The sequence below is a fragment of the Mycobacterium colombiense genome, from assembly GCF_001665835.1.
GTDB classification, from domain to species: Bacteria; Actinomycetota; Actinomycetes; order Mycobacteriales; family Mycobacteriaceae; genus Mycobacterium; species Mycobacterium colombiense_A.
Genome location: NZ_LZSX01000032.1, coordinates 137,398 through 151,977 on the forward strand (window position 1 = coordinate 137,398; position 14,580 = coordinate 151,977).

Sequence of the window (14,580 nt, forward strand, 5' to 3'; positions counted from 1 at the left end):
CCACCTTCACTACTGATCCGCCTTCCCGAGGGTGACCGGCAACGTCCGGCTGCCGCCACCAGCGGGATCCTGGAACGTCAGCGAGATCTTGTCGCCGGGCGCCCTGGACCGGACCGCCGCGACGAGCGCGTCGGCGCTGTTGATCGGCCGGTCGTCGACCTTGGTGACGACCACGTTCTTGGGGACGCCGGCGGATGCCGCCGCGCCGCCCGCGACGACGTCGACGACCTTGGCGCCCGGGGTGCCCTTGTCGTTGGTCACCTGCACGCCGAGCGACGCGTGCGACGCCTTGCCGGTGGCGATCAGCTCATCGGCGATGCGCTTGGCCTGATCGACCGGAATCGCGAAGCCCAGGCCGATCGAACCGCTCTGGGCATCCGGCGAGTCGGCGCCCAGCGTGGCGATGGCCGAGTTGACGCCCACCAGCTGGCCGTTCATGTTGACCAGCGCGCCACCGGAGTTACCGGGGTTGATCGCGGCGTCGGTCTGAATCGCGTCCAGCACGGTGTTCTGGTTGCCCGATTCACCGGTGGTGGACACCGGCCGGTTCAGCGCGCTGACGATGCCGGTGGTGACCGTGCCGGACAGGCCCAACGGCGACCCGATCGCGACGACCGGCTGGCCGACGCGAAGGTCCGAGGAGGAGCCCAGCGAGATGGGCGTGAGCCCGGACATGCCCTGCACCCGAATCACGGCGATATCGCTGGTGGGGTCCGCGCCGACCACCGTGAACGGCGCGGTGCGACCGTCAGAGAAAGTCACCGTCGTCTTGGCCGTCGGGGAACCGGCACCGGCACCGCCGGGAGCACCCGGGACGCCGGGAGGCGCGGGAGCCGCGGGCGGAGCTCCCGGAGGGCCGCCGGGCCCCTTGGGCGGCCCCGCCGCGGCCGCGACCACGTGGTTGTTCGTCAGGATGAGCCCGTCGGTGGACAGGACGATGCCGGAGCCCTCTTCGGACTGGCGCCCGATGTCGGTCTCGAGCATCACGACGCTGGGCACCACCTTGGAGGCGACCCCCTCGACGCTGCCGGGCGGCATGTTCGCAGCCGGGACGCTGGGCGCCGCCCCGATGGCCCGCCCGCCGCCGTTCCCGGTCGCGTGCGTGCCGAGCTCGACGGCCGTCGCAGCGGCACCTCCGATACCGGCCGACACCACCGCGATGGCTAATGCACCGACAACCAAGAGGCCTGTGCGAGAACGCTTTTGGGGTTCCGGCGGGACGGGCATTCCGGGCAGCATGCCGGGCATGGGACCAGTGCCGGCGCCTCCCGGGATCGGGCCTGCGCCGGTTCCGCCGGGAATCCGACCCGGCCCGGTGTTGCTGAAGGGCTGGTAGGGCTGACGGAACTGCGTCGTCGGCGACGGCTGCGACCGATAGCGCCAGTCATATTGCTGGTTGTAGGGCTGCTGTTGTCCCGGGGCGTAGCCAGAGGACCCCGCATGGCTCGGGACGGGCGCAGGCTGATTCGGCGCGGGGGGGTATCCCGGCTGCTGCGGCGGTGGCGAATACCTCGGGTCATTCGTCATGTCGCTAAGTCGCTCTTCCTCTATCTCAGTGTTTCGGCAAGTCGACGGCTGGGTTCAACAGTAGCCGCAGACCTACCTTGCCCGCGCGGACTGAGAGTCCACTGAGATAACGTTCGCCGATTCCCGAGAGTTCGCCTCGCTGTCGGTTACCGCTTGGGTGGGGCCGGTCGCGGCGTCCACCTGGTCGGTTTCGGCATCGTCGGCGGCGGTGGCGTACGTCGAGGCGGGCAGCGGCCGGCCGGGCAGCAGCACATAGAAGGACGTGCCCGGGGGCTGGCCGCCCGGAACGGTGTCCTCGACGCGCAGCAGTCCCCCATGGTTGAGCACGACCTTTTTGACGATGGCGAGCCCGAGTCCGGAGCCCGGCATGGCGCGTGCCGTCGTGGAGCGGTAAAACCGCTCGAACACCAGGCGGCGCTCCTGGGGCGGGATGCCGGGCCCGTGGTCGGCGATCACCAGCTCCGCATGCGACGGGTCGAGCTGGCGCATCGTGACGCCGACGTGGCCACCGGGCGGGCTCCACTTGGCGGCGTTGTCCAACAGGTTCAGGATCGCCCGCGACAATCCGGCGGCGTCGCCGTACACCTGCCACGGCGTCACGTCGACGTCGAAGTGAATGTCGTTGCGCCGCCGCCTGACTCGCTCCAGGCTGCGATCGACGACCTCGGACACGTCGACGGGCTCGTGCACCACCTGGCCGGCGTCATCCCGGGTGAGATCCACCAAATCGCCGACCAGCGTTGACAATTCCTCGATCTGCGCGATGACATCGGTGCGCAGGTCGACCATCTCCTGCTCGGGCAGGCGCGGCGCCCCCGGTTCCATCGCGGCCATCAGCAGCTCGACATTGGTCCGCAGCGACGTCAGCGGGGTGCGCAGTTCATGCCCGGCGTCGGTGACCAGCCGCGCCTGCCGCTCCCGGGACTCGGCGAGCGCGCGCAGCATCAGGTTGAACGACTCTGTGAGCCTTGCCAATTCGTCGCTACCGAACACGGGAATGGGTCTCAAATCATCGGTGCGCGCCACCCGCTCGGCCGCTTCGGTCAGCCGTGCCACCGGGCGCAGCCCGGCCCGGGTGACCATGCCGCCCGCCACCGCGGCGACCACCACACCCACACCGCCGACAATCAGCAGCACCCAGCGCAGCCGGTTCATCACCGCCTCGGTGGGCTTGAGGCTCTTGGAGATCAGCAACGAGGTGCCGTTCTGCAGGTGCACCGCGAGAATCCGCTGGTCGCCGGCGGTGCGCCGGGACATGAACAAGTCACCGTGGATGACCGCTTTTTCCGGCGAGCCGACCGGCAGGGTCTGACCCGGCTGCTGGGCGGTGTAGATCGCGTGGCCGGGATTCACCAGCATCGCGTTGACGTCGGAATAGGCGGTGCCCTCGATCGCTTTGCCGGGGTCGGCGGCCAGTGAACCGCTGGCGATCAGCAGTTGCGCCCGGCTTTGCAGCTGGTTGTCGATGTCGCTGTACAGCGCGGCCGAGATCACGGCGTAGACGGCGAAGGCCATCAACACCACGACCATGGCCACCATCGACATGGCCAGCAGCATCACCCGCCACCGCAACGACAGGGATGGCGTTGCGCGCAACGGTGGGCGCATCGGTGGACGTTGAGGCCGGGGGAACCGGATCATCGAGGGACCCGCATCGTCACGGAGGCGTCTCCCGAAGGACGTAGCCCACACCGCGCACGGTGTGGATCAGCCGCGACTCCCCATCGGCTTCGGTCTTGCGCCGCAGATAGCCCACATAGACCTCGAGCGCGTTGCCCGAGGTGGGGAAGTCGAACCCCCAGACTTCCTCGAGGATGCGGCTGCGGGTGAGCACCCGGCGCGGATTGGCGATCAGCATTTCCAACAGCGCGAATTCGGTGCGGGTCAGGCTGATCCGGCGCTGACCGCGGGTGACCTCGCGGGTGACCGGGTCCAGCGTCAGGTCGGAGAACGTCATCGCCACCGAATCGGCATCCTGGTCCTCCGGCTTGGTGCGGCGCAGCAGCGCGCGCATCCGGGCCAGCAGTTCTTCCAGGGCAAACGGCTTCGGCAGGTAGTCGTCGGCGCCGGCGTCCAGGCCGGCGACCCGCTCCGACACCGAATCGCGCGCGGTGAGCACCAGGATGGGCAGGTCGTCACCGGTGCTGCGGAGCTGACGGCACACTTCGAGGCCGTCCAGGCGCGGCATCATCACATCCAGGACGAGGGCATCGGGCCGCTCGTTCGCGATCAGTTCGAGGGCTTCGACCCCGTCATGGGCCAACTCAACGGAGTAGCCGTTGAAGGACAACGACCTACGCAGCGACTCGCGCACCGCGCGATCATCGTCGACGACAAGTATTCGCACGGCCCCTAGTTTCGTCCCACCGCCTGAGACTGACCTGAGAGGCGCGCCGGGAGGGGGCCTAGCGGCGGTCGCAAACGCGGCGAAGCCGGGCGCAGCGGGCCGCCGCCATCGGGCTAGCGGCGGTCGAGGTCGATCAGACCGAGACGGGCCGCCTTGAGCAGCCGCCGGGGCACTTTGTGACGCTGACCTGCGACCGTCACACCGACGAGTTCGGCCTTCTCGGCCTTCCACTGCGCGCGCCGGCTACGGGTGTTCGCGCGCGACATTCTGCGCTTGGGTACGGCCATGGTCGGGCCTGACTCCTCAATGTGGGACTTGCAGTTCGGCATGTCGCACGGCGTGGCCGGTAGGCCGAACGGGCGACGATCGCATATCAGGATAGTCGCTGGTCCGCCTGCGGCCAAAATGGACGCCCGCGCGCCGATCCCCTGCCCTCCCGGCGCGCCGCGGGTGGCCCGTTTCGAAGTGGGATCCTTGACGTGACACCGACGGTACCCGCTAACCTACCGGTTGGTTGGTCCGAACCGGTGAATCCCGAATGGAGGACAGGCATGGCCTCTGCTTCCGGCGCTTCCGGCGCCTTGGGCAGTTCCGGCGCCGTCCGGATCGCGAACTGCTCGGGGTTCTACGGCGACCGGTTGTCGGCCATGCGCGAGATGCTCACCGGCGGCGACGTCGACTACCTCACCGGCGACTATCTGGCCGAACTCACCATGCTGATCCTGGGCCGCGACCGGATGAAACACCCCGAGCGCGGCTACGCGAAGACCTTTCTGACGCAGCTCGAGGACTGCCTCGGCGAGGCCCGCGACCGCGGGGTCCGCATCGTCGCCAACGCCGGCGGCCTCAACCCGGCCGGCCTGGCCGACGCGCTACGCGCGCTGGCCGAACGGCTGGGCATCGACGCCCGGATCGCCCACGTGGAGGGCGACGACCTGTTGTCGCGTGCCGCCGAACTCGGCCTGGGCAGCCCGCTGACCGCGAACGCGTACCTGGGCGCCTGGGGAATCGTCGACTGCCTCGACGACGGCGCCGACGTGGTCGTCACCGGCCGGGTCACCGACGCCTCGGTGATCGTCGGGGCGGCCGCCGCACACTTCGGGTGGGACCGCACCGACTACGACCGGCTCGCCGGAGCCGTGGTCGCCGGCCACGTCATCGAGTGCGGGGTGCAGGCCACCGGCGGCAACTACTCGTTCTTCACCGAGGTCGCCGATCTCACCCATGCCGGTTTCCCCTTGGCCGAGGTCAGCGCCGACGGATCCTCGGTGATCACCAAACACCCAGGCACCGGCGGCCTGGTCAGCGTCGACACCGTCACCGCGCAACTGCTGTACGAGATCACCGGTGCTCGCTACGCCAATCCCGACGTCACCGCCCGGATGGACAGCGTCGAGTTGTCGTCCGACGGGCCCGACCGGGTGCGCATCAGCGGGGTGCGCGGCGAAGCCCCGCCACCCACCTACAAGGTATCGATGAACAGCATCGGCGGGTTCCGCAACTCGATGACCTTCGTGCTGACCGGCCTGGACATCGAGGCCAAGGCCGACCTGATCCGCCGGCAACTCGACGCCGCGCTCACCGTCAAGCCCGCCGAGCTGCAGTGGTCGCTGGCGCGCACCGACCACCCCGACGCCGACACCGAAGAGGCCGCCAGCGCCCTGCTGCACTGCGTCGTACGCGACCCCGATGCCGCCAATGTCGGGCGCCACTTCTCCTCCGCCGCAGTCGAATTGGCGCTGGCCAGCTATCCAGGATTTCACGTGACCGCCCCGCCGGGCGACGGCCAGGTCTACGGCGTGTTCACCCCGGGATACGTCGCCGCCGATCAGGTACCGCACGTCGCGGTACACGCGGACGGAACCCGTGTTGACATCCCCTGCGCCACAGAGACTTTGGAGCTATCCCCGGCCGCCACGCCACCGCTGCCGGAACCGCTGCCGACCGGCCCGACCAGGCGGGTGCCGCTGGGCCGCATCGCCGGGGGGCGCAGCGGCGACAAGGGGGGCTCGGCGAACGTCGGGGTGTGGGCGCGCACCGACGAGCAATGGCGGTGGCTGGCCAACACTTTGACCGTCGAGCTGCTCGAGGAGTTGCTGCCCGAGGCGGCGGACTTCGACGTCACCCGCCACCTGCTGCCGAATCTGCGGGCGGTCAACTTCGTCATCGACGGAATCCTGGGCCAGGGTGTCGCCTACCAGGCTCGATTCGATCCCCAGGCCAAGGGGTTGGGCGAATGGCTCCGCGGCCGCTACCTCGACATCCCGGAGAGTCTGCTGTGAATCTTTGGACTACGCCCGAGCGCGAACAGCTGCGAAAGACGGTGCGCTCGTTCGCAGAACGCGAGATCCTTCCCCACGTCGACGAGTGGGAGCGCACCGGCGACCTGCCGCGCGAATTGCACCGCAGCGCCGGGGCCGCCGGGCTGCTGGGAGCGGGCTTCCCCGAATCGGTCGGCGGCGGTGGCGGCGACGGCGCCGACGCGGTGATCATCTGCGAGGAGATGCATCAGACCGGAGCGCCGGGCGGCGTGTTCGCGTCGCTGTTCACCTGCGGCATCGCGGTGCCGCACATGATCGCCTCGGGCGATCAACGGCTGATCGAGGAGTTCGTCCGCCCGACGCTGGCCGGCGAGATGATCGGTTCGCTGGCCATCACCGAACCCGGCGGCGGTTCCGACGTCGGGCATCTGCGGACCTCCGCGGTCTTGGATGGTGATCACTATGTGGTCAACGGCGCCAAGACCTACATCACCTCCGGGGTTCGCGCCGACTACGTGGTGACCGCGGCACGCACCGGAGGTCCTGGCGCGGGCGGGGTTTCGCTGCTGGTGGTCGAGAAGGGCACGCCGGGTTTCGAGGTGTCCCGCAAGCTGGACAAGATGGGCTGGCGGTCCTCGGACACCGCCGAATTGTCTTACACCGACGTCCGTGTCCCGGTGGCCAACCTGGTCGGCGCCGAGAACAGTGGATTCGCCCAGATCGCGCAGGCTTTCGTCTCCGAGCGGATCGGCCTTGCCGCACAGGCCTATTCGAGCGCGCAGCGGTGCCTGGACTTGACGGTGCAATGGTGTCGCGACCGCGAAACGTTCGGCCGCCCATTGATATCGCGGCAGTCGGTGCAGAACACGTTGGCCGAGATGGCCCGTCGCATCGACGTCGCCCGAGTCTACTCGCGCAGCGTGGTGGAGCGGCAGCTCGCCGGTGAGACGAACTTGATTCCGCAGGTGTGTTTCGCCAAGAACACCGCCGTCGAGGCCGGCGAATGGGTGGCCAACCAGGCCGTCCAGCTGTTCGGCGGCATGGGTTACATGGCCGAATCCGAGGTGGAACGCCAATACCGGGACATGAGAATTCTGGGCATCGGCGGCGGGACCACCGAGATCCTGACCGCACTATCCGCCAAACTGCTGGGATTCCAATCATGATTTCACCGCCTCCACTTCCTCCATATCGCTGGGCTCTACAACGTCGGCGGTGGTCATGACCGTGCTGCAGTCCACCCTCGACGCTGAGGCCCCCGACTTCACCGACGCGGCGGCGGCGGCGATAGCGAAACTCGAGGAGATCGACACCGAGCTCGCCAATGCGCTGGCCGGGGGCGGGGCCAAGTACGTTGAGCGCCACCATGATCGCGGTAAGCTGACGGCGCGCGAACGCATCGAACTGCTCGTCGACCAGGACTCGCCGTTCCTGGAGCTCAGCCCGCTGGCGGCGTGGGGCAGCGCCTTCAAGGTCGGCGCCAGCACGGTCACCGGCATCGGCGTGGTCGAAGGCGTGGAATGCATGATCGTCGCCAACGACCCGACGGTCAAAGGCGGCACCAGCAACCCGTGGACCCTGAAGAAGATCCTGCGGGCCAACCAGATCGCCTTCGAGAACCGGCTACCGGTCATCTCCCTGGTGGAATCCGGCGGCGCGGACCTGCCCACGCAGAAGGAGATCTTCATTCCGGGCGGGCGGATGTTCCGCGATCTGACCCGGCTGTCGGCGGCCGGGATCCCCACCATCGCATTGGTGTTCGGCAACTCCACCGCGGGCGGCGCCTACGTCCCGGGCATGTCAGACCACGTGGTGATGATCAAGGAACGGTCCAAGGTCTTCCTCGCGGGTCCCCCGCTGGTGAAGATGGCCACCGGTGAGGAATCCGACGACGAATCGCTCGGCGGCGCCGAAATGCATGCCCGGGTCTCGGGTTTAGCCGACTACTTCGCCGTCGACGAACTCGACGCGATCAGGATCGGCCGCCGCGTGGTCGCCCGGCTCAACTGGGTCAAGCAGGGGCCGAAGCCCAAACCGGTCACCGCACCGCTGTTCGACACCGAGGAGCTCATCGGCATCGTGCCCGCGGATCTGCGCATCCCGTTCGATCCGCGGGAGGTGATCGCCCGCATCGTCGACGGCTCCGAATTCGACGAATTCAAGCCGCTGTACGGGTCGTCGTTGGTGACGGGCTGGGCCCAGTTACACGGCTACCCGATCGGCATCCTGGCCAACGCACGTGGCGTGCTGTTCAGCGAGGAGTCCCAGAAGGCCACCCAGTTCATCCAGCTGGCCAACCGCTCCAACACGCCACTGTTGTTCTTGCACAACACCACCGGCTACATGGTGGGCAAGGACTACGAAGAGGGCGGGATGATCAAGCACGGCTCGATGATGATCAACGCCGTGTCCAATTCGACCGTCCCGCACATCTCGCTGCTGATCGGCGCGTCCTACGGCGCGGGCCACTACGGCATGTGCGGACGCGCCTACGACCCGCGGTTCCTCTTCGCGTGGCCGACCTCCAAGTCGGCGGTGATGGGTGGTGCCCAACTGTCGGGCGTGTTGTCGATCGTCGCCCGCGCGGCCGCCGAGGCCCGCGGCCAGCAGGTCGACGAGGAGGCCGACGCGGCGATGCGGGCCGCGGTCGAAGGCCAGATGGAAGCCGAGTCACTGCCGCTGGTGCTGTCCGGGATGCTCTACGACGACGGGGTGATCGACCCGCGCGATACCCGCACCGTATTGGGAATCTGTCTGTCCGCCATCGCCAATGGCCCGATCAAGGGGACGTCGAACTTCGGCGTCTTCCGGATGTGAGCGCCATGATCACTCGAGTACTGGTCGCCAACCGGGGCGAGATCGCCCGGCGGGTGTTCGCCACCTGCCGCCGGCTCGGCCTGGGCACCGTCGCTGTCTACACCGACCCCGACTCCGGCGCGCCGCACGTCGCCGAGGCCGACGCCCGGGTGCGGCTGGACAAGACCAACGACTACCTCAACGCCGCGGCCGTCATCGCGGCCGCCCGTACCGCGGGTGCCGACGCCATACACCCCGGCTACGGGTTCCTCTCGGAGAACGCCGAATTCGCCGCCGCCGTCCAGGATGCGGGCCTGACCTGGATCGGCCCGCCGGTGGACGCGGTGCGCGCGATGGGCTCCAAGATCGAGTCCAAGAAGCTGATGGCCGCGGCCGGGGTGCCGGTGCTTGACGAGCTCGACCCCGAGACGGTCACCGAGGCGCAGCTGCCGGTGCTGGTCAAGGCCTCCGCCGGCGGCGGTGGCCGCGGCATGCGGGTTGTCCGCGAATTGTCCGCTCTGGCAGGCGAAGTCGCTGCAGCGAGCCGCGAGGCGCAGTCCGCATTCGGTGACCCGACCGTGTTCTGCGAACGCTATCTGCCCACCGGGCACCACATCGAGGTTCAGGTCATGGCCGATACCCACGGCACCGTGTGGGCGGTCGGCGAACGCGAATGCTCGATTCAGCGCCGCCACCAGAAGATCATCGAGGAGGCCCCTTCGCCGCTGGTGGAGCGCACACCGGGCATGCGCGCCAAGCTGTTCGACGCGGCCCGGCTGGCCGCCGAAGCCATCGGGTACACCGGCGCCGGGACGGTGGAGTTCCTGGCCGACGACGACGGCGAGTTCTACTTCCTGGAGATGAACACCAGGCTGCAGGTCGAACACCCGGTCACCGAGGAGACCACCGGACTCGACCTCGTCGAACTGCAGCTCGCCGTCGCCGACGGCGAGCGTCTCGACGCGCAACCACCCGCCGCCCAAGGACATTCGATCGAGGCGCGTCTGTACGCCGAGGACCCCGCCAAGAACTGGCAGCCGCAGGCCGGCCTGGTCCACGCGTTCGAGGTGCCGTCGGCGCGGACCGAGTTCAGCCCGCTGGGACACCGGACCGGAATCCGGCTGGATTCCGGCATCGTCGACGGGTTCACCGTCTCGATCCACTACGACCCGATGCTGGCCAAGGTCATCTCCTACGCCCCGACGCGCCGCCAGGCGGCGCTGGTCCTCGCCGACGCGCTGGCCCGGGCCCGCGTGCATGGGGTGCGCACCAACCGCGATCTGCTGGTGAACGTGCTGCGGCATCCGGCGTTCCTCGACGGTGCCACCGACACCGCGTTTTTCGATACCCACGACCTGGCGCGGCTTGCGGCGCCGCTCGGCGACGCCGCGGTGGTCCGCCTGTCCGCCATCGCGGCCGCGCTCGCGGACGCCGCGCACAACCGCGCCGTCGCCCCGGTGTTGGGCGCCGTTCCCAGCGGCTGGCGCAACCTGTCGTCGGGCCATCAGGTCAAGGACTATCGCGACGACCAGGGTGACGAGCATCGGGTTCAATACCGGTTCAGCAGAACCGGATTGGCCCTCCCCGACGACCCGTCGGTCCAGCTGGTGTCGGCCACGGCGCAGGACGTCGTGCTGCGGGCCGACGGCGTCGACCACACCTTCTCGGTGCGGCGCTACGACGCGGGCGATTCCGACGTCTACGTCGATTCCGCACGCGGACCCGTACACCTGGTCGCGCTGCCGCGCTTCCCCCAACCCGGTTCCACCGTCGAGAAGGGCTCGCTGGTGGCACCGATGCCCGGCAGCGTCATCCGGCTCGGCGCCGCAATCGGCGACACCGTCACCGCCGGCCAGTCACTGATCTGGCTGGAAGCCATGAAGATGGAACACACCATCGCCGCCCCGGTCGACGGGGTACTCGCCGAACTCAACGTCAAGACCGGTCAGCAAGTCGAAGTCGGCGCCGTGCTGGCAAGAGTGGAAGCGCCGCAATCAGAAGGGGATCAAGCATGACCGACACCAGCTTCATCGAGAGCGAGGAGCGTCAGGCCCTACGCAAATCGGTAGCGGCGTGGGCAGCCAACTACGGCAGCGAGTACTACCTGCGCAAGGCCCGCGCCCACGAGCACACCGACGAATTGTGGTCCGAAGCAGGCAAACTCGGCTTCCTCGGGGTGAACCTGCCCGAGGAGTACGGCGGTGGCGGCGCCGGAATGTACGAGCTGTCACTGGTCATGGAGGAGATGGCGGCCGCGGGTAGCGCGCTGCTGCTGATGGTGGTCTCGCCCGCCATCAACGGCACCATCATCAGCAAGTTCGGCACCGAGGAGCAGAAGAAGCGCTGGATCCCGGGCATCGCCGACGGCACGCTGACGATGGCGTTCGCCATCACCGAGCCCGACGCCGGCTCCAACTCACACAAGATCACCACCACCGCCCGCCGCGACGGCAGCGACTGGATCCTCAAGGGCCAGAAGGTCTTCATCTCTGGCATCGACCAGGCGCAGGCGGTGCTCGTGGTGGCCCGCACCGAAGAGGCCAAGACCGGCAAGCTGCGCCCCGCGCTGTTCGTGGTGCCCACCGACGCGCCCGGATTCACCTACACGCCAATCGAAATGGAACTGATCAGTCCCGAACGCCAGTTCCAGGTCTTCCTCGACGACGTTCGGCTGCCCAGCGACGCGCTGGTCGGGGCCGAAGACGCCGCCATCGCACAGCTTTTCGCCGGGCTCAACCCCGAACGCATCATGGGCGCGGCGAGCTCTGTCGGGATGGGACGGTTCGCCCTCAACAAGGCCGCCGACTACGTCAAGACCCGCCAGGTGTGGGGCACGCCGATCGGCGCGCACCAGGGTCTGTCACATCCGTTGGCGCAGTGCCACATCGAGGTCGAGCTGGCCAAGCTGATGCTGCAGAAGGCCGCCACCCTGTACGACTCGGGCAACGACATGGGCGCGGCCGAGGCCGCGAACATGGCGAAATACGCTGCGGCCGAGGCGGCCACGCGGTCGGTGGACCAGGCGGTGCAGTCGATGGGCGGCAACGGGCTGACCAAGGAGTACGGCGTGGCCGCGATGCTGACCTCGGCCCGGCTGGGCCGCATCGCTCCGGTCAGCCGCGAGATGGTGCTGAACTTCGTCGCGCAGACATCGCTGGGCTTGCCGCGAAGCTACTGATGGAGGCGCGCGTCGAATACACCGGGCCCGCCGACACGGAGGGCCCGTACGCGCGGCTGACGCTGAACTCGCCGCACAACCGCAACGCGCTGTCCACCACGCTGGTCAACCAACTGCACCAGGGCCTGCGCGACGCCTCGGCGGACCCGGCCGTGCGGGTGGTGGTGCTGGGCCACACCGGCGGCACCTTCTGTGCCGGCGCGGATCTGAGCGAAGCCGGCGGAGGCGGCCCTAGTGGCGATCACGAGGGCGGCGCGGCCGGGCGAAGCGGGTCGCCACCATCGGCATACGACATGGCCGTCGAGCGGGCCCGGGAAATGGCCGCCTTGATGCGGGCCATCGTCTCCTCGCCGCTGCCGGTGATCGCCGCGGTCAATGGGCACGTTCGCGCCGGCGGATTCGGTCTGGTGGGTGCCTGCGATCTCGCGGTCGCCGGCCCGCGCAGCACCTTCGCGCTGACCGAGGCACGGATCGGCGTCGCCCCGGCGATCATCTCGTTGACGCTGCTGCCGAAACTGTCGTCGCGGGCCGCGGCGCGCTACTACCTGTCCGGCGAGACGTTCGACGCCGGCCGGGCGGCCGAGATCGGACTGATCACCGAGGCCGCCGAGGACGTCGACGCCGCGGTCGAGAAACTGGTCTCCGACATCGGCCGTGGTTCACCGCAGGGGCTCGCGGCCTCCAAGGCACTGACCACGGCCGCGGTGCTGGAGGGGTTCGACCGCGACGCCGAGCGGCTCGCCGAGGAATCGGCCCGGCTGTTCGTATCCGGCGAAGCGCGCGAAGGCATGCTGGCGTTCCTGGAGAAGCGGCCGCCCAACTGGACGAGTTAGCCAGCCGAGAAGTTAGCCAGATGTCAAACAAGGGACCCGGCCGGACGGCCGCCGGCACGGCGCGGGCCGGCGCAAGGTTGCAGTTTAGCCAATCCTCTTGCAGCAAAACCTGGACGTCGTAGGCTCGTGGGTGATGAGCAACTCAACACAACGGGATGCGGAGGACACGCGCGGCGAGCCGTCGCGCGCGGCTGATACTGATCGCATCCAGACTGCGCAGTTGCTCGCGTATGCGGCCGAGCAGGGCCGTCTGCAGCTCAACGACTACGAGGACCGCCTGACCAAGGCTTATGCGGCCACCACGTACGAGGAGCTGGATCAGCTGCGGGCCGATCTGCCGGGGACGCCGATCGGCCCCCGCCGTGGCGGCAAGCCCAATCCGGCGCCGTCGACGCTACTGCTGGCATTGATGAGCGGCTTCGAGCGCCGCGGGCGATGGAATGTCCCGAAGAAGCTCACCACCTTCACCCTGTGGGGCAGCGGGGTGGTCGATCTGCGCTACGCCGACTTCACCTCGACCGAGGTCGACATTCATGCGATGTCGATTATGGGCGTGCAAAACATTTTGCTGCCGCCCGAGATCAACGTCGAGGTGCACGGCCGCGGCGTGATGGGCAACTTCGATCGCGCCGCCCTCGGGAAGGGCACTCCTGGTGCCCCGACCGTCCACATTCGCGGCTTCTCGCTGTGGGGCGGGGTCGGCATCATCCGCAAGGCCCGCCGGCCACGCGGCTAGCAGAACGCTTTAGTCGGGCACGTAATCGAACGTGTCGGGGTTGGGGCCGTTGCGTCCCGACTCACCCTTGTTCAGCCCGGAGATCGCGTCCATGTCGGAGTCGTCCAGCTCGAAGTCGAACAGCTCGAAGTTTTCTTTGACCCGTTCCGGCGTCACCGATTTCGGGAAGACGATGTCGCCCCGCTGAATGTGCCAGCGCAACACCACCTGCGCGGCGGTTTTACCGCGGCCCTCGGCGACGCGGTTGATCACCGGATCGTCGAGCACCTTGCCCTGCGCGATGGGCGCCCACGCCTCGGTGGCGATGCCGTGCTCGCGCCCATAGGCCCGGACTTCGTCGTTGCCAAAGTACGGATGCACCTCGACCTGGTTGACCGACGGGACGGTGTCGGTCTCGTCGGCGAGCCGATCCAGATGTGCGACTTGGAAATTCGACACACCGATGCTGCGGGCCCGGCCGTCACGCTTGAACTCCTCGAAGACCTTCCACGTCGAGACGAAGTCGCCGTCGTAGAGGGTGGGCAGCGGCCAGTGGATGAGGAACAGATCGACGTAGTCGGAATCCAGCTTCTTCAGCGTCTCGTCGAAGGCGCGACGCGCATCCTCTGGCTTGTGAAATCCGTTGTTGAGCTTGCTGGTGACGAAGACGTCGCCGCGGTCCAGGCCCGCATCGCGAATGCCTTGTGCGACTTCCTTTTCGTTGCCGTACATTTCGGCCGTGTCGATGTGGCGGTATCCGATCTCGAGTGCCGTCTTGACCGCCGCCGCGGTCTGGTCGGGCTTGATCTGGAATACCCCGAAACCCAGCTGCGGAATGCGGACACCGTCATTGAGTTCGATCGTTGGAACCTGGCTCATCCGTCTCCTCCTTCTCCAAGTGCCTGTACCCCGTCCAGAGCACA

12 protein-coding genes are annotated in these 14,580 nt (G+C 68.2%); 7 read left to right on the forward strand and 5 right to left on the reverse strand.

Annotated features, from left to right (window positions below; translation table 11 throughout):
* Positions 1-9: 9 nt before the first annotated feature.
* The 4 genes from A5760_RS07245 to rpmF form a co-directional block, all read right to left on the reverse strand.
* Entirely contained in the window at positions 10-1,527 is a 1,518-nt protein-coding gene (locus A5760_RS07245) for a S1C family serine protease (RefSeq protein WP_064879152.1), read from the reverse strand.
* Positions 1,528-1,599: 72 nt separating this feature from the next.
* Positions 1,600-3,168 carry a HAMP domain-containing sensor histidine kinase gene (locus tag A5760_RS07250; protein ID WP_064879154.1) on the reverse strand — a complete coding sequence of 523 codons (1,569 nt, stop codon included), beginning with the start codon at positions 3,166-3,168 and terminating at the stop codon, positions 1,600-1,602.
* A 16-nt stretch (positions 3,169-3,184) separates the two neighbouring features.
* Positions 3,185-3,874 (reverse strand): two-component system response regulator MprA, encoded by a 690-nt coding sequence (mprA, locus tag A5760_RS07255; RefSeq protein ID WP_064879156.1) that lies wholly within the window; start codon positions 3,872-3,874, stop codon positions 3,185-3,187.
* Between the two features lie 113 nt (positions 3,875-3,987).
* Entirely contained in the window at positions 3,988-4,161 is a 174-nt protein-coding gene (rpmF, locus tag A5760_RS07260; RefSeq protein ID WP_036454720.1) for a 50S ribosomal protein L32, read from the reverse strand.
* A 264-nt stretch (positions 4,162-4,425) separates the two neighbouring features.
* On the opposite strand from rpmF, the gene A5760_RS07265 reads away from it, so the two are divergent.
* From A5760_RS07265 to A5760_RS07295, 7 genes are all read left to right on the forward strand, one after another.
* Positions 4,426-6,156: an acyclic terpene utilization AtuA family protein gene (locus A5760_RS07265; RefSeq protein ID WP_064879158.1), complete on the forward strand. Its 1,731-nt coding sequence runs from the start codon at positions 4,426-4,428 to the stop codon at positions 6,154-6,156.
* Positions 6,153-7,301 (forward strand): acyl-CoA dehydrogenase family protein, encoded by a 1,149-nt coding sequence (locus A5760_RS07270; protein ID WP_064879160.1) that lies wholly within the window; start codon positions 6,153-6,155, stop codon positions 7,299-7,301. The genes A5760_RS07265 and A5760_RS07270 overlap by 4 nt, the downstream gene beginning before the upstream one ends.
* Positions 7,302-7,362: 61 nt before the next feature.
* Positions 7,363-8,952: an acyl-CoA carboxylase subunit beta gene (locus A5760_RS07275; protein ID WP_155764245.1), complete on the forward strand. Its 1,590-nt coding sequence runs from the start codon at positions 7,363-7,365 to the stop codon at positions 8,950-8,952.
* A 5-nt stretch (positions 8,953-8,957) separates the two neighbouring features.
* A complete protein-coding gene (locus A5760_RS07280) occupies positions 8,958-10,946 on the forward strand; it encodes an acetyl/propionyl/methylcrotonyl-CoA carboxylase subunit alpha (protein ID WP_064879310.1) in 1,989 nt (662 codons plus the stop codon).
* Positions 10,943-12,109: an acyl-CoA dehydrogenase family protein gene (locus A5760_RS07285; protein WP_064879162.1), complete on the forward strand. Its 1,167-nt coding sequence runs from the start codon at positions 10,943-10,945 to the stop codon at positions 12,107-12,109. The genes A5760_RS07280 and A5760_RS07285 overlap by 4 nt, the downstream gene beginning before the upstream one ends.
* A complete protein-coding gene (locus tag A5760_RS07290) occupies positions 12,109-12,942 on the forward strand; it encodes an enoyl-CoA hydratase family protein (protein WP_064879164.1) in 834 nt (277 codons plus the stop codon). The genes A5760_RS07285 and A5760_RS07290 overlap by 1 nt, the downstream gene beginning before the upstream one ends.
* A gap of 133 nt (positions 12,943-13,075) precedes the next feature.
* The gene (locus A5760_RS07295) at positions 13,076-13,678 is read left to right on the forward strand and encodes a DUF1707 SHOCT-like domain-containing protein (protein WP_064879166.1); all 603 of its coding nucleotides are present in this window, start codon (positions 13,076-13,078) and stop codon (positions 13,676-13,678) included.
* A 9-nt stretch (positions 13,679-13,687) separates the two neighbouring features.
* Here the strand turns inward: A5760_RS07295 and A5760_RS07300 are convergent, their stop codons facing one another.
* Entirely contained in the window at positions 13,688-14,536 is an 849-nt protein-coding gene (locus tag A5760_RS07300) for an aldo/keto reductase (RefSeq protein WP_064879168.1), read from the reverse strand.
* Between the last annotated feature and the right edge of the window lie 44 nt (positions 14,537-14,580).